The organism is Micromonospora sp. HM134 (assembly GCF_007833915.1).
In the GTDB taxonomy this organism is placed as follows: domain Bacteria; phylum Actinomycetota; class Actinomycetes; order Mycobacteriales; family Micromonosporaceae; genus Micromonospora; species Micromonospora wenchangensis.
In genome coordinates, this window is record NZ_CP041061.1 from 4,633,180 (window position 1) to 4,651,185 (window position 18,006).

The 18,006-nt window shown below is 74.3% G+C and carries 17 protein-coding genes; 12 read left to right on the forward strand and 5 right to left on the reverse strand.

Translation table 11 applies throughout. The features are described 5' to 3' along the window. Positions 1–224 precede the first annotated feature (224 nt). The 10 genes from FJK98_RS19875 to FJK98_RS19920 are packed head-to-tail and all read left to right on the forward strand — an operon-like array spanning position 225 to position 9,891. Positions 225–1,202, forward strand: coding sequence for an asparaginase (locus tag FJK98_RS19875; RefSeq protein WP_168222511.1), 978 nt, complete (start codon positions 225–227; stop codon positions 1,200–1,202). Continuing rightward, entirely contained in the window at positions 1,199–2,230 is a 1,032-nt protein-coding gene (locus FJK98_RS19880; protein ID WP_145920369.1) for an alcohol dehydrogenase catalytic domain-containing protein, read from the forward strand. Before FJK98_RS19875 ends, FJK98_RS19880 begins: the two co-directional genes overlap by 4 nt. Continuing rightward, positions 2,227–3,663, forward strand: coding sequence for an MmgE/PrpD family protein (locus FJK98_RS19885; RefSeq protein ID WP_145920370.1), 1,437 nt, complete (start codon positions 2,227–2,229; stop codon positions 3,661–3,663). The genes FJK98_RS19880 and FJK98_RS19885 overlap by 4 nt, the downstream gene beginning before the upstream one ends. Beyond that, positions 3,657–4,595, forward strand: a complete 939-nt coding sequence (locus FJK98_RS19890) for a polysaccharide deacetylase family protein (RefSeq protein ID WP_145920371.1) — start codon at positions 3,657–3,659, stop codon at positions 4,593–4,595. The genes FJK98_RS19885 and FJK98_RS19890 overlap by 7 nt, the downstream gene beginning before the upstream one ends. A 2-nt stretch (positions 4,596–4,597) precedes the next feature. Then, positions 4,598–5,389, forward strand: a complete 792-nt coding sequence (locus tag FJK98_RS19895) for an ABC transporter ATP-binding protein (RefSeq protein WP_228544614.1) — start codon at positions 4,598–4,600, stop codon at positions 5,387–5,389. Next, positions 5,386–6,246: an ABC transporter permease gene (locus FJK98_RS19900; RefSeq protein WP_145920372.1), complete on the forward strand. Its 861-nt coding sequence runs from the start codon at positions 5,386–5,388 to the stop codon at positions 6,244–6,246. The genes FJK98_RS19895 and FJK98_RS19900 overlap by 4 nt, the downstream gene beginning before the upstream one ends. Further along, positions 6,243–7,340 (forward strand): ABC transporter substrate-binding protein, encoded by a 1,098-nt coding sequence (locus FJK98_RS19905; RefSeq protein WP_145920373.1) that lies wholly within the window; start codon positions 6,243–6,245, stop codon positions 7,338–7,340. Before FJK98_RS19900 ends, FJK98_RS19905 begins: the two co-directional genes overlap by 4 nt. Then, the gene (locus FJK98_RS19910) at positions 7,340–8,122 is read left to right on the forward strand and encodes an HpcH/HpaI aldolase/citrate lyase family protein (RefSeq protein WP_145920374.1); all 783 of its coding nucleotides are present in this window, start codon (positions 7,340–7,342) and stop codon (positions 8,120–8,122) included. Before FJK98_RS19905 ends, FJK98_RS19910 begins: the two co-directional genes overlap by 1 nt. Next, entirely contained in the window at positions 8,119–8,781 is a 663-nt protein-coding gene (locus FJK98_RS33290) for an SDR family NAD(P)-dependent oxidoreductase (protein ID WP_168222512.1), read from the forward strand. The genes FJK98_RS19910 and FJK98_RS33290 overlap by 4 nt, the downstream gene beginning before the upstream one ends. A 39-nt stretch (positions 8,782–8,820) precedes the next feature. Continuing rightward, positions 8,821–9,891 carry a LacI family DNA-binding transcriptional regulator gene (locus FJK98_RS19920; RefSeq protein ID WP_145920376.1) on the forward strand — a complete coding sequence of 357 codons (1,071 nt, stop codon included), beginning with the start codon at positions 8,821–8,823 and terminating at the stop codon, positions 9,889–9,891. Between the two features lie 145 nt (positions 9,892–10,036). On the opposite strand, the gene FJK98_RS19925 is transcribed toward FJK98_RS19920, so the two are convergent. From FJK98_RS19925 to FJK98_RS19945, 5 genes are all read right to left on the reverse strand, one after another. Next, positions 10,037–11,263, reverse strand: coding sequence for a glycosyltransferase (locus tag FJK98_RS19925; protein ID WP_145920377.1), 1,227 nt, complete (start codon positions 11,261–11,263; stop codon positions 10,037–10,039). Further along, positions 11,260–13,605: a glycosyltransferase family 39 protein gene (locus FJK98_RS19930; protein ID WP_205789056.1), complete on the reverse strand. Its 2,346-nt coding sequence runs from the start codon at positions 13,603–13,605 to the stop codon at positions 11,260–11,262. The genes FJK98_RS19925 and FJK98_RS19930 overlap by 4 nt, the downstream gene beginning before the upstream one ends. Positions 13,606–13,649: 44 nt before the next feature. Next, positions 13,650–15,203, reverse strand: coding sequence for a HAMP domain-containing sensor histidine kinase (locus tag FJK98_RS19935; RefSeq protein ID WP_145920378.1), 1,554 nt, complete (start codon positions 15,201–15,203; stop codon positions 13,650–13,652). Then, positions 15,181–15,927: a response regulator transcription factor gene (locus FJK98_RS19940; RefSeq protein WP_088645272.1), complete on the reverse strand. Its 747-nt coding sequence runs from the start codon at positions 15,925–15,927 to the stop codon at positions 15,181–15,183. Before FJK98_RS19940 ends, FJK98_RS19935 begins: the two co-directional genes overlap by 23 nt. A gap of 144 nt (positions 15,928–16,071) precedes the next feature. Beyond that, positions 16,072–16,305: a hypothetical protein gene (locus tag FJK98_RS19945; protein ID WP_145920379.1), complete on the reverse strand. Its 234-nt coding sequence runs from the start codon at positions 16,303–16,305 to the stop codon at positions 16,072–16,074. A 203-nt stretch (positions 16,306–16,508) separates the two neighbouring features. Here FJK98_RS19945 and FJK98_RS19950 point away from each other — a divergent pair, with 203 nt between their 5' ends. Together FJK98_RS19950 and FJK98_RS19955 are read left to right on the forward strand one after the other, a co-directional pair. Next, entirely contained in the window at positions 16,509–17,459 is a 951-nt protein-coding gene (locus FJK98_RS19950; RefSeq protein ID WP_145920380.1) for a serine/threonine-protein kinase, read from the forward strand. Between the two features lie 77 nt (positions 17,460–17,536). Further along, on the forward strand, positions 17,537–17,962 hold the full coding sequence (locus FJK98_RS19955) for an OsmC family protein (protein ID WP_145920381.1): 426 nt from the start codon (positions 17,537–17,539) through the stop codon (positions 17,960–17,962). Positions 17,963–18,006 lie beyond the last annotated feature (44 nt).

An 18,006-nucleotide genomic window follows, 5' to 3' on the forward strand; every position in this document is an offset into this window, starting at 1 on the left:
GCCTGCCACGCCGCCGGCCGGCCGCCGCGACGCGACACCGCGGCGGCCCGGGAACCGGACGACGACGGACACCGCAACAGGCGCGACATCCGTACGTCATCGACCCGGCCACCGATCCATAACTTCTACGGGTTCACGTTCCCGCAGCTCTTGTGTAGGGCGAACGTTTGTGCAACTGTCATCACCTCGATTGAGCAATCGTTTGCGCAAAGGGGGTGTGGCCGGTGCGGATCGCGGTTCTGGCAACCGGTGGGACGATCGCGTCGCGGTGGGACCCCGACGAGGGCCTGGCCGTGACCGACTCCGTCACGGACCTGCTGAAGAACGTCACGGGCACGACCGACGCGGAGATCCACGGCTTCGACCTGTCCTGCCGGCCGAGCTTCACGCTCTCCCTGGACGACATGCTGGCCACCGTCCGGGCGGTGCGGGCCAAGCTCGCCGACGGTTTCGCCGGGGTGGTCGTCACCCACGGCACCGACACGCTGGAGGAGGCCGCCTACCTGACCGGGCAGTTCACCGGGCCCGACGCCCGGGTCGTGCTGACCGGGGCGCAGCGCGGCGCCGACGAGCCCGACTCCGACGCCGGGCGCAACCTCGCCGACGCGATCCGGGTGGTCACCGCACCCCGGCCGCTCGGCGCGGCCACGGTCATGGGGGGCGTCGCGTACGCCGCCGTGGAGAGCCGCAAGGTGCACACCTCGGCGGTCTCGGCGTTCTCCGGCGGCACGGCCGGCGTGCTGGCCCTGGTCGACCCGGACGGCGTGCTGCGGGTCTCCACCGCCGCCCGGGGCGGCCACTACGCGCACCTGCCGATCCCCGCCCGGCTGCCCCGGGTGGACCTGGTCAAGCTCGTCGCGGGCGCGGACGGCACCCACCTGCGCGCGTCGCTGCACGCCGGGGCCGCCGGGATCGTGGTCGAGGCGTTCGGCGCCGGCAACGCCCCACCCGCGGTCGCCGAGGCCATCGCGGAGGCCCGCCGCCGCGGCGTACCCGTGGTCATCACCAGCCGGACCGGCGCGGGCCGGGTCCGGCCGGTCTACGCCGGCGGCGGGGCGACCCTCGCCCGCGCCGGCGCACTCTTCGCCGGTGACCTCACCGGCACCCAGGCCCGGGTCGCGTTGACCCTCGCCCTGGCCGTCGAAGAACCCGGCGCCGTGCCGGAAGCCCTGCGCACCATGGTGGAAGGACGTCGCGCGTGAAGACCGAAGCAGTGACCATGAACGGGTACGGCGGCCCCGAGACGCTCACCCTCACCGAGGTCGACCTGCCCGCCCCCGGCCCCGACGAGGTCGTGCTGCGGGTACTCGCCGTCGCCGTCAACCACCTCGACGCCGACCTGCGCAGCGGGGTGTCCCGGATGCCGCTGCGGCTGCCGCACGTGCTCGGCCGCGAGGTCGTCGGCGTGGTGGAGCAGCTCGGCTCCCGGGTCACCGGCCGGGCCCCGGGCGACCGCGTGCTGGTGCTGCCCAACACGCCCTGCGGGAGCTGCCCCCGCTGCCTGACCGGGCGGGCCAACCTCTGCCCGAACGCCGACATGCCCGGCATCACCCGGTGGGGCGGCTACGCCCGGCACGCGGTGGCCCCGGCACGCGGCCTGCTGGACATCGGCGACCTCGACCCGGTGGTCGCCGCCGCCACCCCGATCTCCTTCGGCACCGCCTGGCGCACCCTGTACTCCATCGGCCGGCTCGCCCCCGGCGAGTGGGTCCTCGCCCCGGGCGCCGCCGGTGGGCTCGGGCACGCGGTGGTCCAGCTCGCCAAGCTGGGCGGCGCCCGGGTCGTCGGCCTGATCGGCGACCCGTCGAAGGCCGACTTCGTCTCCTCGCTCGGCGCGGACGCGGTGCTGAGCACCCGCGACCCCGACTGGGCGGCCGAAGCCCGGAAGATCACCGGCGGCGCGGGTTTCGACGTGATCGTCGAACACATCGGCGGCGACGTCTTCGAGGCCGCGCTGGGCACCCTCGCCCCCACCGGCCGGCTGATCGTCGGCGGGGGCCACGCCGGGGAGCACCCGCACCTCGACCTCATCGAGACCTTCCGCAACGAGTACGAGCTGCGCGGGTCGCGCAGCCAGCGTCCCGACGAGATCGCCCGGGTGCTGGGCCTGGTCGCGGCGGGCCAGCTCACCCCCCGGGTCGACGCGGTCCTGTCGTTGGCCGACGCCGGCCGGGCCCACCAGGCGCTCGCCGACCGGCGGGTGCTCGGCAAGCAGGTGATCACACCGTGACCGGGCACCGGCGGGGGGACGCCCGCGGCGACGTGCTGGCCATGCTCGTCGCCGGTGCCGTCGAGGCCGCCGACACGCTGCTGGCCACCGGCACCGGACAGGTGCTGGTGCGGCAGGTGGCGGCCCGGCTGACCGCCAACGCCGTCGCGGCCCGTGGGCACCTGCCCGCCGGGCTCGACACCGCGGGCGACCCGGACGGCCGGTGCAGCCTGCTGGCCGCGCCGGGCGGGACGGACCAACCGGCGCGGGCCGCCGCGGTGACGGCGGCGGCGATCACCGTCAGCCAGTGCGACGAGGGTCTGCGCGAATCCCGGGGGCACCCGGGGCTGCACGCGTACGCCGCCGCCCTGGCCGCCGCCGAGGTCGACGACCGTAGCCTGCGGGTGTTCCTGCGGGCGCTGGCGGTCGGCTGGGAGGTGGGCGCCCGGCTCGGGCTGCTGCTGGGCGCGCCCCGCCCCGGGGTCCACCCGCACGGTGGGTGGGGCACCGGCGCGGCGGCGGCCGCCGCCGGGACCGTCGCCGGTCAGGACGCCGCCGGGTTGACCACGACGGTGAACCTGGCGCTGACCGTGGCGCTGGCCGGGCCGGAGGCCGACACCCGGCGGGGCCACGCCGCCCACTACCTGCTGCCCGCCCTCGGCACCGCCAACGGGCTGACCGTCGCCCGGCTCGCCGACGCCGGGTTCCCGGCCACCGGCCCGGCGCTGCCCCACCTCGGCCGGACCGTCCACCAGGGCGACACCGGCCGGCCGGTGGACGCCGCGCTGCTGCCCCGACCGCTGCTGCCCGACGCGTACTTCAAGCCGGTCGGGGTGTGCGCGCACACCCTGACCGGGTGGACGGTGGCCCGCGCGATGGCCCGGGACCTGCCGGCCGACGAGGTGGCGGCGGTGACCGTGCACACCTACGCGGGGGCGGCCCTGCTCGCCGAGCGTCGTCCGGTCGGGCGGCTGGCCCGCCAGTTCAGCATCCCGTGGGTGGTGGCCTGCGGGCTGCTCGGCGCCGACCCGGGCGCCCCGGACGGGCCGGCGGACGACCGCCGGGCCCGCGCCGCCCGGCTCGCCGAGCGGGTGACCGTACGCCACGACCCCGGGCTGGACCAGGGATATCCGGCGGGTCGACCGGCGGTGGTGGAGGTGACGACCCGCGGCGGCGCCCGGCTGACCGGGCGGGCCCGGTTCCACCACGGCGACCGGGAGGACCCGATGACGGCCGACGACCTGGCCGCCGTCGACGCCGCGCTGCTGCGTACCCCGGGGGTGCCGGCCGGGGCGGCCGACCTGCTGCACGGGCTGGCCCGCGCGCCCGGGGCGACCCGACTGCGAGACCTCACCGCGCTGGTGCGCGGCGGGGCACCGAATCCGGACGGCGGCCCGCCGCCGGTTCCCGCTGGGCCCGGCCCATCCGGCAGAAAGGACACGACGACATGGTGATCAAAGTCGAACCCGGCACCGAGCGGGACTTCATCGGCTACGGCGGGGACCTGCCCCGCGTCGAGTGGCCCGGTGGCGCCCGGGTGGCGGTGAGCCTGTGCCTCAACTACGAGGAGGGCGCCGAACACAGCCTCCTCGACGGCGACAGCGTCAACGAGTGGGTCGGCGAGATCTCCTACACGCCGACCAGCGCCGAGCACCGGGACCTGTCCCAGGAGTCGGTCTACGAGTACGGCAGCCGGGCCGGGGCGTGGCGGCTGCTGCGGCTGTTCGACCGGACGCAGACCCCGGTGACCGTGTACGGCTGCGCCGAGGCGCTGGCCCGTAACCGGCCGCTGACCAAGGCGTTCGTCGACGCCGGGCACGAGATCTGCTCGCACGGCCTGCGCTGGCGGGAGCCGTCGGGGATGACCGAGGACGAGGAACGCGCGGAGATCCGGCAGGCGGTGGCGACGATCACCGAGCTGTGCGGGGAACGGCCGGTCGGCTGGTACTCCCGGTACGCCCCGTCGGACCGTACCCGTCGGCTGCTGGTCGAGGAGGGCGGCTTCCGGTACGACTCGAACGCCTACAACGACGACCTGCCGTACTGGGTGCAGGTGGCGGGGCAGCGGCATCTGGTGGTGCCGTACACCCACACCTACAACGACGGCCGGTTCGCCTTCAGCCCCGGCTACGGCAACCCGACCGACTTCTTCGAGAACTGCCGGCGGGGCATCGAGTACCTGTGGGAGGAGGGCGAGACCTCCCCCAAGATGATCTCGATCGGGCTGCACGCCCGGCTGATCGGTCAGGCCGGTCGGGCCTCCGCGCTGCGGGACCTCATCGCCTGGGCGCAGGACCTGCCCGGGGTCTGGTTCGCCCGGCGGCGCGACATCGCCGACTGGTGGCACCACAACTACTCCGACCTGCCGGCCCACGGAGGGCAGTGACCATGCGCATCGAGATCGACAATGTGGCCAAGGGGTATCCCCGGGCCGACGGGAGCCGACTGTCGGTGGTCGGCAGCCTCAGCACCACGATCGAGGCGCAGGAGTTCATCTGCGTGATCGGGCCGAGCGGGTGCGGCAAGTCGACGCTGCTCGGCCTGCTCGGCGGGCTGCGCCGGCCGGACGACGGGGAGATCCGGTTCGTCGGGGAGCGGACCGCCGCCGGCCCGCTCACCTCGATCGTCTGGCAGGACTACGCGCTGATCCCGTGGCGCTCCATCGCCGACAACGTGGCGTTCGGCCTGGAACTGCGCGGGGTGCCCGCCGCGAGGCGGCGGGAGGTGGCCCGGGAGCACCTGACGATGATGGGCATCGAGGCGTTCGCCGACAACAAGCCGCACGAGTTGTCCGGCGGGATGCGCCAGCGGGCCGGGATCGCCCGGGCCCTGGCCAGCGACCCCGAGGTCCTGCTGATGGACGAGCCGTTCGCGGCGGTGGACGCCCAGACCCGGACCCTGTTGCAGGACGAGCTGCTCCAGGTCTGGTCGAGGCACCGCAAGACGGTCCTGTTCATCACGCACAGCATCGAGGAGGCGCTGCTGCTGGCGGACCGGATCATCGTGCTCGGGCCCCGACCGACCCGGGTGGTCGAGGAGATCCGGGTGCCGTTCCCCCGGCCGCGTACCCGCGACGTCGAGTTGGACCCGCGCTTCACCGAGCTGAAGCGCCACCTGTGGGCGCAGTTGCGGGACGCCACCCTGGCGGCCGAGTGGGCGGAAGCGAAGGGGGACCGATGAGCGAGCAGACCGTGCCGACCCGGGAGCGGGCGGCCGACGAACCCGTGGTCCGCTACGCGGTGGACCCCCGCGCGGAACGCCCGCCGGGTCGCGGGTTCAGGCTGCTCAGCAGCGGGCTGGGCAGCATGGTGCCGGTGATCGTGGTGCTGGCGCTGTGGCAGGGCGGCAGCATGGCCGGCCTGATCGACAAGACCTTCTTCCCGGCCCCGTCGGAGTGTGTGCAGGCGCTTGTCGACCTGTTCTCCTCCGGGGAGCTGCTGCCGAACATCGGGATCACCGCCCAGCGCATCCTGCTCGGTTTCCTGCTCGGCGTGATCCCGGCGACGCTGCTGGGCATCGCGATGGGACGGTCGCGGTGGGTGCGGGTGCTGGTCGATCCACTGATCGCCATCACGTACCCGATCCCGGTGGTGGCGATCCTGCCGCTGCTGCTGGTCATCTTCGGCACCGGCGGGCGGCCGATCGTGGTGCTCGCCGGCATCATCTCGTTCTTCCCGGCGGTGGTGAACGCGATGTCGGGGGTGCTCCAGGTCGACGAGCGGCTGATCCTGATGGCCCGCAACCTGGGCGCGAGCCGGCAGCAGATCCTCTGGAAGATCGTCCTGCCGGGCGCGTTGCCGTCCATCTTCGCCGGCATCCGGCTGGCCGCCGGGCTTGCCCTGCTGGGCACGATCGCCGGTGAGTTCCTCGCCGCCAGTGACGGCGTCGGGTCGATGACCTGGCGTTACTGGCAGATCTATCAGATCGACAACATGTACGCCACGCTCGCGGTGATCGCGGCGATGGGCTTTTTCCTCACCACGGTGACGCTGCGGGTGCAGCGGCGCTTCTTCAGCTGGACGGAGGGCCAATCATGACAATCAAGCGGATCACGACAATCAAGCAAAAAGGTGTGATCGCCGCGCTGTTGGGGGCGAGCCTGCTGCTCGGCACCGCGGCCTGCGGTGACGACGCGGAGTCGACGGGCTCCGGCGGCACCGACAAGGTGACGGTCAACTCGCTGGAGATCCTCTCGCTGGCCCCGATGATGGTGGCCGACGCGAAGGGCTTCTTCGGCAAGCACCAGGTCGAGGTGGAGTTCAGCAACGCCGACATCTACTCCCGGCTCGCGGTGCAGGGTCAGGGCAAGCTGGACGTGAACATCCCGGGCACCGGTGGCGCGTTGTTCAACGCGGTCAACCAGGGGCTGCGGGTGCGGGCGGTGGCCGACCGGCAGCAGTACCGGTGCGCGTCGGACAACCTCCTGCTGGCCCGGACCCAGGCCTTCGACGGCGGGCTCAAGAGCGTGGCCGACCTCAAGGGTAAGAAGGTCGCCATCCTGGCCAAGGGTTCGACCACCGAGTACTGGCTGGACCGGGCGCTGGGTGAGGTCGGGCTCAAGCAGTCCGACCTGGGGCAGATCGTGACCCTGAGCTACCCGGACACGGCCAACGCGCTCAAGAGCGGTGCGGTGGACGCCGGCTTCGTGGTCCAGCCGCTGGCGTACCAGCTCATCACCGACGGGCAGGCCAAGCGGGTGCTGGCGATGAACGAGGTGGCCCCGAACCAGGAGCAGGGCCTGATCACCATGTCGCAGGACTTCATCAGCAAGCGGCCCGAGGTCGCGGCCCGGTGGATGGCCGGCTGGCTGGAGGGTGTGCGCTACTACCAGGACCCGGCCAACAAGGACGACGTCATCAAGATCGTGGCCGAGCGGACCAAGGTGCCGGCGGAGACGATCACCAAGCTGTACGGCACCGACCAGTGGCCGTACATGGACCCGAACGGTCGGGTGGACACCGCCACGGTGGTCGCCGAGGACGGCAAGTGGCTGCTCGACAACAAGATCATCGAGAAGCTGCCGGAGGTCGGTGAGTGGCACGACGGTTCCGTCGTCGACGCCGCCCTGAAGATCGTCGGCGAGGTGCCGGCCAACCGCGACTGCGGCAGCGTCCAGAAGCTGGAGTCCTGATGTTTCCCCGTCCGAGCCGGCTGGCCGAGGTGCTGCGTGACGGTGGCGTCGCCCTCGGCAGCCTGACCCTGCTCCAGGAACCGGCGATCGGCGAGATCCTCGGCGCCCTCGGCTACGACTTCCTGATCGTCGACACCGAGCACGCCGCGGCCGACGAGCAGAGCGTGCTGGCGATGGTCCGGGCGGCCGGCTCGGCGGGGACCACCCCGCTCGTCCGGCTGCGCCGGATCGAGGAGAAGGACCTGCTCTGGTCCCTGGACAGCGGCGCCGGTGGGGTGGTGCTGCCGCTGGTGGAGACCGGGGCACAGGCCGTCGAGGCGGCCCGGCTGACCCACTACCCGCCGGTCGGTGACCGGACGCTGTGCTCGGCGGCGCGGGCCGCCGGGCACGGCACCGCCCGGGGCGACTTCGACCGCTACCTGACCTGGGCCGGGCGGAACACCACGGTCGTCGCCCTGGTCGAGACCCCCACCGGACTGGCCAACCTGGACGACATCCTCGCCGCCGACCTCGACGTGCTGATGCTCGGCCGGGCCGACCTGTCGGTCAAGCTGGGCCTGGGCTACCAGCCCACCCATCCGGAGGTGGAGAAGCACGCGGTCGCGTTCGTCGACCGGGTGGTCGCGGCCGGCCGGGTCGCCGGCATGCTGGCCTACTCCGCCGAGGAGGCCCGCCGCTGGATCGACCGGGGCGTCCGCTTCGTCGTCTACTCCCAGCCGGAGATGCTGCTCTCCGACGCCTACCGGCGGGCCCGCGACGAGATCCTCGGCGGTACGTCGTGAGCCTGCTGGTGACCGGCGGGGCGAGCGGCATCGGCGCGGCGGTGGTCGCCGCCGCCCGCGCCCGGGGCGAGACGGTGCACGTGCTGGACGTCTCCACCGGCGTGGACGCCGCCGACCCGGTCGCGGTGGGCGAATTCGTCGACGCGATCGGCACCCCGCGCCGGGTGGCCCACCTGGCCGGGGTGGTCAGCGCCGGTGGCATCGAACAGACCAGCCTCGCCGAGTGGGACCGCACCCTGCGCAACAACCTCACCGCCGCGTTCGTCGTCGCCCAGGCCGTGGTGCCCCGGATGGCGGCGGCGGGCGGCGGGTCGCTGGTGCTGATGAGCAGCCTCAACGCCCGCGACGGCGGCACCCGGCTGTCGGGCACGGCGTACGCGGCGGCCAAGGCGGGGGTGCTGGGCCTGATGCGGCACCTGGCCGTCGACTTCGGACCGCAGGCGGTACGGGTCAACGCCGTCGCGCCCGGCCCGGTCGCCACCCCGATGCACGACCGGCTCACCGCCGAACAGAAGGCGGGGCTGCGGGCCCGGATGCCGCTGGGCCGGGTCTCCTCGGCGGAGGAGATCGCCGACATCGTGCTGTTCCTGCTCTCCGATTCCTGCGCCACGGTCACCGGCATGACCTTCGATGTGAACGGGGGCAGTCATCTCAGCTAGGTTGCCGGGTACGGATACCGGCGCGGCACGGGAGGCACAGTGAACAAGCGGGTGACCCTGCGCGACGTCGCCAGCCACACCGGGGTGCACGTCTCCACGGTTTCCCGGGTGCTGCGCGGCGACGACGTCCGGGTCGCCCCGGCGACCGCGGCCCGGATCGTCGCCGCCGCCCGGGAACTGGGCTTCCACCGGGACCGTTGGGCGGCCAGCCTGCGCAGCGGCAAGACCGGGGTGATCGGCGTGCTGGTCCCCCGGATCACCGACATCGTGCTGGCCACCGTCTTCGAGGGCATCGACGCCGCCGCTGCCGCCGCCGGCTACCAGGCGGTGGTCAGCAGCAGCTGGGACGACGACGAGGCGCGGGCGCTGCGCATCCAACGGTTGATCGGGGAACGGGTGGACGGGCTGATCATCGGTGACGCCCGCCGCAACGATCCAATGCTGGCCCGGCTGGCCGCCGACGGGGTTCCGTTCGTGCTGGTCAGCCGGGCCTCCCGGGGTTTCCCGTCGGTGACCGGCCGGGACCGGCTCGGTGGTCGGCTCGCCGCCGAGCACCTGATCGACGTGGGCTGCCGGCGGCTGGCGGTGATCGCCGGTCCCGGGCACGCCAGCACCGCCGCCGACCGGGTCGCAGGGTTCCTCGCCGCGGCGAAGGCCCGGGGCGTGCCGGTCGACCCCCGGTGGGTCGCACCGTCCACCTTCGACGTCGCCGGTGGGGCCTCGGCGATGGCCGGGCTACTGGACACCGGTCGTCCCGACGGGGTCTTCGCGGTCAACGACTTCGCCGCGATCGGGGCGATGGGCACCCTACGCGACCACGGCCTGCGGGTCGGCCGGGAGGTGGCGGTGGTCGGCTACAACGACATCGACGTGGACGCCCAGCTCCTGGTGCCGCTCACCTCGATCCGTACCCCGCTGCGGGACATGGGCTCGCAGGCCCTGCACGCCCTGCTCGCCCTGCTCGGCTCGGGCAGCACCTCGTCGGTGCGGCTGGCCCCGGAACTGGTCGTCCGGGCGACCACCGCCGACTTCTCGCCCGGGGCCACGGGAGCGGTGGCGCGTACCGTCGCGCTGCCGGAGGTGTCCCGGGTGGTCACGCCGGTGAACTGACGCCGGACCGGCCACCGGCATCAGCCCCGGTCGACGACACCGGCGGCGGCGAGGCATGCCCGGGTCCTGCGGGCCCGCGCGCCGCCCGGGTGCCGGGTGGCCGTCCGTGCGGGGCCCGGGGGCGACGACGCGCCGGCCCGGCCCGTCAGCCCCGGCGGTGGTGCATCGCCAGGCGCAGCAGCAGGAACCGCAGCGCCGTCGCGGCCAGGTTCGCGACCACCAGCACGGCCAGTTCGACCGGCCGGGACGGGGTGCTGACCGCGTGCAGGCCGGCGAGCGCGCCGCTGGTCAACGCGAGGCCGAGGGCGAAGGCGAGCAACCCCTGCAGGTGGTGCCGGCCGGCCGCCCGCCGCCCGGTGATGCCGAAGGTGAGCCGGCGGTTCGCCGCGGTGTTGCCCACCGCCGTCACCAGCAGCGCCAGCAGGTTCGCCGGTTGCGCGCCGAGCATCCCCCGGGTCGCCACGAACAGCACCAGGTACGCCACCGTGCTGACCACGCCGACCAGGGCGAACCGGGCAAGCTGTGCGGGCAGTCCGGCCGGCACCCGCGCCGGTGCGGCGGCCAGCGGCGCCCGTCCCCACTGCGCGCGCAGCGCGGCCAGCGGCAACGCCCCGGTGACCAGCGCCCGCCCCAGCCGGCCGATGCCGCGCAGGTCGGCCAGGGCGGTGGCCACGATGTCGACCCGGCTGTCCGGGTCGTCGACCCAGTCCACCGGCACCTCGTGGATGCGCAGTCCGGCGCGCTGGGCGAGCACCAGCAGTTCGGTGTCGAAGAACCAACCCGTGTCCTGCACCAGCGGCAGCAACTCCCGGGCCACGTCCGCGCGGATCGCCTTGAACCCGCACTGCGCGTCGGAGAACCGGGCGGCGAGGGTGCCCCGCAGCAGCAGGTTGTAGGCCCGGGAGATCACCTCCCGCTTGGCGCCCCGCACCACCCGGGAGGTCCGGGCCAGCCGGGTGCCGATGGCGAGGTCCGAATGGCCGGAGATGAGCGGGGCGACCAGCGGCAGCAACGCGGCCAGGTCGGTCGACAGGTCCACGTCCATGTACGCCAGCACCGGGGCGTCCGAGGCCGACCAGGCGGCCCGCAGCGCCCGGCCGCGTCCCTTGGCGTCCAGGTGCCGTACCTCGACGTGCGGGAGTTCGGCGGCGAGCGCCTCGGCCACGGCGAGGGTGCCGTCGACGCTGGCGTTGTCCGCCACGGTGATCCGGAACGGGTACGGGAAGTGCGCACTGAGGTGCTCGTGCAGCCGGCGTACGCAGGGGCCGAGGTCGGCCTCCTCGTTGTAGACGGGCACCACCACGTCGAGCACGGCGGTCGGGGTGCCGGTCCGGGTCTCGACGGCGGGCCGGGGGCTACCGATCGTGGTCATCCCTGTGCCTCCTGTCCGGCGCTGGTCAGGTCGTAGACGGTGACCCCGTCCACGGTCTGTGCGGTGAAGTTCTCGGCGACCCAGGTGGCGATCTCCTGGGAGGCGGAGCTGCCGCCGTTGGCCCGGAAGCCGCCTCCGCCGACGAAGTAGTGGATCTTCCCGGCGGCCACGTACTCCTGGAACCGGGCCAGCGTGGGCGACGGGTCGCTGCCGTTGAAGCCGCCGATCGCCATCACCGGCCGGCCGGTGGCGAGCTGGTAGCCGGAGGCGTTGTTGGAGCCGACGGTCGCCGCCATCCAGGTGTAGTCGTCGGCGTCGGCCGTCAGCAGCGCCTTCAGCGCGGCGCTCGGCTCCCGGGAGTCGAGCAGGCCGCCCATGCCGCCGGCCATCCGCCCCTGGCCACCCCCGGTACGCCCACCATCCTGGCCGGTGCCGCCGTTCTGACCGGGGCCGCCGTTCTGACCGGTGCCGCCGGGGAAGCCGGGAGGCTGACCGTTCTGGCCGGTGCCGCCGTCCCCGTTGCCGGCCGGGAAGCGGCCGCCACCCGGGAAACCGCCGCCACCGGGGAACTCCATGCCGTCGCCCATCCGGCCGCCGGGCCCACCACGACCCGGACCGAAGCCACCCTGCACGTTCGGGCCGGCGCTCGGGATGGACCCGGTGTGCGGGGTGCCGGCGGTCTGCGCCGCGTACGCCGCCGGGCCGGCCAGCGCGGCCGACGCGCCCAGCACCAGCACCACCGGCACCAGCCGCCGGGGCAGCCGCCGGGTGAGCAGGATCAGCACCGCCACGGCGAGGCCGGCGACCAGCACGGCCGGCCGCAGCCAGGGCTGGAAGTCGGCGCTACGGCCCAGCAGCCGCCACGACCACCAGGCGGTCACCGCCAGGGTGCCGGCGAGGGTGCCGGTGGCGAACCACCCCTGCCACCGCCGGGACCGCCGACCGCCGGTCGCCGACGCGGTCGCGGGGGCGCCCCCGGGGGCCGTCCCGGCGTCGACACCCGGGGCGGCGATCGGCCCGGCGGGCACCGCGGGACCGGTGACCGGGGTGACGGGTCCAGCGGCGGCCCGGCGTTCCCGCCAGAGCAGGACGGTGCCGATGCCGACCAGCGCGCCGACCGCCGGCGCCAGGGCCACCGTGTAGTAGGCATGGAAGATGCCGGACATGAAGCTGAAGATCAGCCCGGTGACCAGCAGCCAGCCGCCCCACAGCAGCAACCCGGCGCGACGGCGGTCGGTGCGCGCCGCCCGGCCCGCCAGCACCAGGCCGGCGACGAGCAGGATCAGCGCGGCCGGCAGCAGCCAGGAGATCTGGCCGCCGACCTCGGTGTCGAACATCCGCAGCCAGCCGGTCTGCCCGGAGAACGGCCCACCGCCGCCGCCCATCCGGGCACCACCACCGACGCTGCCCTCCTCGTCGCCGGTGATCCGGCCGAGCCCGTTGTAGCCGAGGGTCAGCTCCAGGATGCTGTTCTGCTGCGAACCGCCGATGTACGGCCGGGCGCTGGCCGGGACCAGTTCCACGGTGGCCACCCACCAGCCGGCGGCGACGACCAGGCCCAGGCCGGCCAGCAGCAACTGACGGATCCGTCGCCAGAAGCCGGTCGGCGCGGCCAGCAGGTAGACCCCGGCGAAGACCGGGACCACCAGGAACGCCTGGAGCATCTTGGTGAGGAAGCCGAAGCCGACCAGCACCCCGACCAGCACGATCCACCGGGTGCTGGCGGTCTCCACCGCCCGCACGGTGGCGTACGCGCCGCACACCAGCAGCAGGACCAGCAGTGCATCCGGGTTGTTGAACCGGAACATCAGGGTGGCGACCGGGGTGAGCGCCAGGACCGTCCCGGCGATCAGGCCGGCGGCCGGGCCGTACCAGCGGCGGACGGTGGCGTACAGGACGCCGACCGAGGCGACGCCGAGCAGCGCCTGCGGCACCAGGATCGCCCAGCTGTTCAGCCCGAAGATCCGTACCGACAGGGCCATCAGCCACAGCGCGGCCGGCGTCTTGTCGACGGTGATCGAGTTGGCCGCGTCGGAGGAGCCGTAGAAGAACGCCTTCCAGCTCTCGGAGCCGGCCTGCACCGCCGCCGAGTAGAACGAGTTCGCCCAGCCGGACTCCCCCAGGCCCCACAGGTAGAGCAGGCCGGTGCCGAGCAGAAGCACCGCCAGCGCGGGCCTGACCCAGCGCGGGTCGCGGCGTGCCGCGGGGTCGCCGTCCGGGTGGGCCGACGCCGCGCGGGCCGGCGGTGCGCCCGCCGCGGCGGGCGGACCCGATGCGGGTGCGGTCGCGGTGTCGTCCGGCGGGCTGGCCGGCGTCGTCAGCAGGCTCTCGGTTCTGTCCATGCGGCCAGCCTCGACGAGCGGGTTGGGGCGGCCCCATGACGGAGCTATGCGTGGGCTGTGGAATCCGGCGGCGCCGGCGCGGCGTGGTCCGGGGGCGTCGGGGAGGCCGGCAGCCGGACGGTGAAGACCGTGCGGCCCGGCCGGCTCTCCAGCTCGACGGTGCCGTGGTGGGCCTCCACCACGGCGGCCACGATGGCCAGGCCGAGGCCGGTGCTGCCGTGCTGCCGGGACCGTGAGCTGTCGCCCCGGGCGAAGCGTTCGAACACCTCGTCGCGCAGTTCCGGGGGCACCCCGGGACCGTCGTCGGTGACGCTGAGCTCCACCGCGTCGGGCACCGGGGCGATGCGGGTGGTGACGGTGGTGCCGGGCGGGGTGTGCACCCGCGCGTTGGCGAGCAGGTTCGCCACCACCTGGTGCAGCCGGACGGCGTCGCCGGGCACCTCCACCGCCTCGTCGGGCAGGTCGAGCTGCCACCGGTGTTCGTCGCCGGCCACGTGCGCGTCGCTGACCGCGTCGACCACCAGCGCGGTCAGGTCGACCGGCCCGGTGGCCAGCGGTCGGCCGGAGTCCAGCCGGGCCAGCAGCAGCAGGTCGTCGACGAGGCTGGTCATCCGGGTGCTGGCCGATTCGACCCGGCGCAGCGCGTGGGCCACGTCCGGGGGCACCCGGTCCCGGCCCCGGCGGGCCACCTCGGCGTAGCCCCGGATCGCGGCCAGCGGGGTGCGCAGCTCGTGCGAGGCGTCGGCGACGAACTGGCGTACCCGGGTCTCGCTGGCCTGCCGGGCGGCGAGCGCGGCGGCGACGTGGCCCAGCATCCGGTTCAGCGCCGCGCCCACCTGCCCCACCTCGGTACGCGGGTCGGTGTCGGCGGCGGGCACCCGTACCGACAGCGCCACCTCACCCCGGTCCAGCGGCAGTTCGGCGACCCGCCCGGCGGTGGCCGCCACCCGGTTCAGCGGGCGCAGTGTGACCCGGACGATCAACGCGCCCAGGCTGCCGGCGACGAGCAGGCCGGCGGCGGCGACGCCGGCCTGGGCGACGACCATCCACCACACCGTCTCCTGCACCACGTCGAGCGGGATGGCGAAGACCAGGATGTCGCCGTCGGGGAGCTGGCGGGCCGCCGCCCGGTAGTCGCCCCGGTCGCCGAGGTCCACCGTGCGCGGCCTGTGGTCGGTGGGCAGGCCGGTCAGCGGGGCGGCCTCGGCGGCGCTGAGCGCTTCGGTCGGGCCGGAGAAACTGGTCCGGATTCGCGCCACGGTCTCCCCCTGTGGGGTGACCCGGACCCCGATCGAGCCGACCTGGAAGGTCGGTGGCGGCTCGGGCTGCCGGCTCGTCACCTGGTCGAGGGGCCGCTGCTGATCCGGGGCCCGTTCCCAGGGCAGCCTGCTGTCGTGGCGGCGGTCGCCCATGGCGAGTTGATCGTCGACCTGGCTGATCAGGAAGTGCCGCAGCGCGACCGTGGTCAGCCCGCCGATGCCGATGCTGACCAGCGCGAGCAGCGCCACCACGGCGAGCACCAGCCGACGACGCAGCGACCAGCCGGCCCACCAGCGACGCAGCCGGTCGGGCCGGTCACGGCGCGGGTTTGAGGACATAACCGGCGCCGCGCAGGGTGTGGATCATCGGCGCCCGTCCCACGTCGATCTTCTTACGCAGGTACGAGATGTACAGCTCGACGACGTTGGCCTGCCCGCCGAAGTCGTAGTTCCACACCCGGTCGAGGATCTGCGCCTTGCTGAGCACCCGGCGCGGGTTACGCATCAGGTAGCGCAGCAGTTCGAACTCGGTGGCGGTCAGGGTGATCAGGTCGTCGCCCCGGCGTACCTCGTGGCTGTCCTCGTCGAGGGTGAGGTCGCCGACGGTGAGCACGGCCTCCTCCCGGGCGGTCACCGCGAAGCCGGTACGCCGCAGCAGGGCGCGCAGCCGGGCGATGACCTCCTCCAGGCTGAACGGCTTGGTGACGTAGTCGTCGCCGCCGACGGTGAGCCCGGCGATCCGTTCCTCGACCGCGTCGCGGGCGGTCAGGAAGAGCACCGGCACGGTCGGGGTCTGCTCGCGCAGCCGGCGCAGCACCTGGAAGCCGTCCAGGTCGGGGAGCATCACGTCGAGCACCACCGCGTCGGGCTGGAACTGCCGGGCCGCGCTCAGCGCCGCCATCCCGTTGCCCGCGCTGCGCACCTGCCACCCCTCGTAGCGCAGCGCCATCGACAGCAGGTCGGTCAGGGTGGGTTCGTCGTCGACCACCAGCACCCGGACGGGTTCGCCGTCGGGGCGGCGCAACTCGATCCGGTGTGGTGCGGTCTGCCCGTCGGTCACCATGCCCCCATCGTGGGACCGGTTACTGGCGCTGACCTATGCGCATCCTGTGTGCCCGCTGTGCGGGTGCGGCGGCCCCGCTCGACCGTACCGGGCCGGGCGGCGTCGGGGGGCCGTTCCGGGAGCGCGGCCCGGCCGACCGGGTGACTACTGGCCCACCCCGGTCGGGTAGGTGTGCACGAACGACATCGTCCAGTGGCCGTCGCCGGCCGGCCGGTCCCGCTGGTAGAGGTGGTCGGGGCCGCCCCCGCCGGGGGTCGGCGGGGTGTCCGGGTGGCGCAGCACCCAGCGGGCGGGCGGCGTCCCCGCCGGGTCGGCCGGCAGGGTACGGACCAGGTCGTGGGCCGGCCCGCCGACGAAGCGTACGGTCACCTCGCCCATCGGGGCCTCCCTCCGGTGGCCGGCGGTCGCGCGGGCCACTGACGGCAAGCTACCGCACCCGGGACCGGGCCGGGGTCGCTCGACCGGGTCCACCCGGGTGCGGGGCGCAGCGGGCACGGTTTGCCCAGCGCAGCGGCCGGGTACCGGCTCGACAGCGCCATCGCCACCCCGGCGACGCGGTCGGCATGGACGGGAGCGGGTCGATGAGGACGCTGGCCGGGCGGTACCAGCTCGAACAGCGCATCGGCATGGGTGGGATGTCGGAGGTCTGGCGGGCCCACGACATCGTCCTGGACCGGCCGGTCGCGGTGAAGCTGATGTCCCCCGCCCACCGGGGCGAGCAGACCTCGGTCGAGCGGATCAGGGCCGAGGCCCGGTCCGCCGCCCGGTTGGTGCACCCCAACGTCGCCAGCGTCCACGACTTCGGCACCTCGACGACCCTGCCGGGCCGGGAGATGCCGTACATCGTGATGGAGCTGGTGGAGGGCGAGACCCTCGCCGCGCACCTGCGGGCCGGCCCGTTGGACTGGCGTATCGCGGTCCGGGTCTGCGCCGAGGTGGCCGCCGCGCTCGCCGCGGCGCACGCCCACGGGATCGTGCACCGCGACGTCAAACCGGCCAACGTGATGCTCACCCCGTCGGGGGCGAAGGTGCTCGACTTCGGTATCGCCACCCCGGCCGGCGCCCCCGACCACAGCCCGGACGGCATGCTGGTGGGGACTCCGGCGTACCTGGCCCCGGAGCAGTTCGACAGGCAGCCGGCCACCCCCGCCGCCGACATGTACGCCGTCGGCGTGCTGCTCTACTACTGCCTCACCGGGAAGTTGCCGTACGCGGCGGGGACCACCGCCACCCAGCTGGTCGGGTCCCGCCGGAAGATCACGCCGGAGCCGCTGCCGCCGGTCGCGGGGCTGCCGCCCGAGGTGGCCGACCTGTGCCGGCGCTGCCTCGCCGACGATCCGCGCGAGCGGCCCGGCAGTCTGGTGGCGGCCCTGGAGCTGGCGGAGGTGGTCGACGCCCGGGTCTACGTGCCGATGCTGGCCTCGGTGCCCCGGCCCCGCACCGCGCCGGTGTCGCCGTGGACCGAACGGGCGGCCGCCGAGGCGACCGAGGCGGTGGCGTTGCCCGACTGGTCCCGGACCGGACAGGTCTGATCCCGGCCGGCGGCGTGTCCCGGGCGTTTCACCCGTTCGTGGCCGGGAATCCGGCCGACGGATGAGGGGGGAACGCGATGCCGGATCCGAGTTCCTGGCTGCACGAGGCCAGCGCGACCGCCACGGGCGGGCACGTACGCACCGACGACGGTGAGCTGTCCACCGCGCTGGCGTCGCCGCTCGCGCCGCACTGCACCGGGTTGACCCCGGAGCAGCTGCTCGCCGCCGCCTTCGCCTCCTGCCTGCACCACGCGGCGGTCGAGGCGGCCGGGGAGATCACCGACGAGGCGCACACGGTGCAGGTGACCGCCGAGGCGAAGCTGGGACGCGACGACGACGGCCGGTACCGGGCCGACGTGCACGCCAGCATCTCGTCGGCCGGGTTGAGCCGGGAGCAGTTGGCCGAGCTGGTCGCGTACGCCGACCGGCTGTGGCCGTTCTCCAGCGACGACGGCAGCCGGCACCGGCTGACGGTGAGCGCGGCCGAGAACGGCCGGCACTGAGCCGGCGGCCCCGCCACGTCCGGGTGAGGCGGCCCCGCCGGGAC

Excerpts from the sequence above, each read along its gene's own strand:
- FJK98_RS19940 (WP_088645272.1), bottom strand. The coding sequence starts at position 15,927 with ATGGTGACCGACGGGCAGACCGCACCACACCGGATCGAGTTGCGCCGC.
- FJK98_RS19910 (WP_145920374.1), top strand. The coding sequence starts at position 7,340 with ATGTTTCCCCGTCCGAGCCGGCTGGCCGAGGTGCTGCGTGACGGTGGC.
- FJK98_RS19950 (WP_145920380.1), top strand. The coding sequence starts at position 16,509 with ATGAGGACGCTGGCCGGGCGGTACCAGCTCGAACAGCGCATCGGCATG.
- FJK98_RS19925 (WP_145920377.1), bottom strand. The coding sequence starts at position 11,263 with ATGACCACGATCGGTAGCCCCCGGCCCGCCGTCGAGACCCGGACCGGC.
- FJK98_RS19945 (WP_145920379.1), bottom strand. The coding sequence starts at position 16,305 with ATGGGCGAGGTGACCGTACGCTTCGTCGGCGGGCCGGCCCACGACCTG.
- FJK98_RS19905 (WP_145920373.1), top strand. The coding sequence starts at position 6,243 with ATGACAATCAAGCGGATCACGACAATCAAGCAAAAAGGTGTGATCGCC.
- FJK98_RS19930 (WP_205789056.1), bottom strand. The coding sequence starts at position 13,605 with ATGGACAGAACCGAGAGCCTGCTGACGACGCCGGCCAGCCCGCCGGAC.
- FJK98_RS19895 (WP_228544614.1), top strand. The coding sequence starts at position 4,598 with ATGCGCATCGAGATCGACAATGTGGCCAAGGGGTATCCCCGGGCCGAC.
- FJK98_RS19900 (WP_145920372.1), top strand. The coding sequence starts at position 5,386 with ATGAGCGAGCAGACCGTGCCGACCCGGGAGCGGGCGGCCGACGAACCC.
- FJK98_RS19935 (WP_145920378.1), bottom strand. The coding sequence starts at position 15,203 with ATGTCCTCAAACCCGCGCCGTGACCGGCCCGACCGGCTGCGTCGCTGG.
- FJK98_RS19955 (WP_145920381.1), top strand. The coding sequence starts at position 17,537 with ATGCCGGATCCGAGTTCCTGGCTGCACGAGGCCAGCGCGACCGCCACG.
- FJK98_RS19890 (WP_145920371.1), top strand. The coding sequence starts at position 3,657 with ATGGTGATCAAAGTCGAACCCGGCACCGAGCGGGACTTCATCGGCTAC.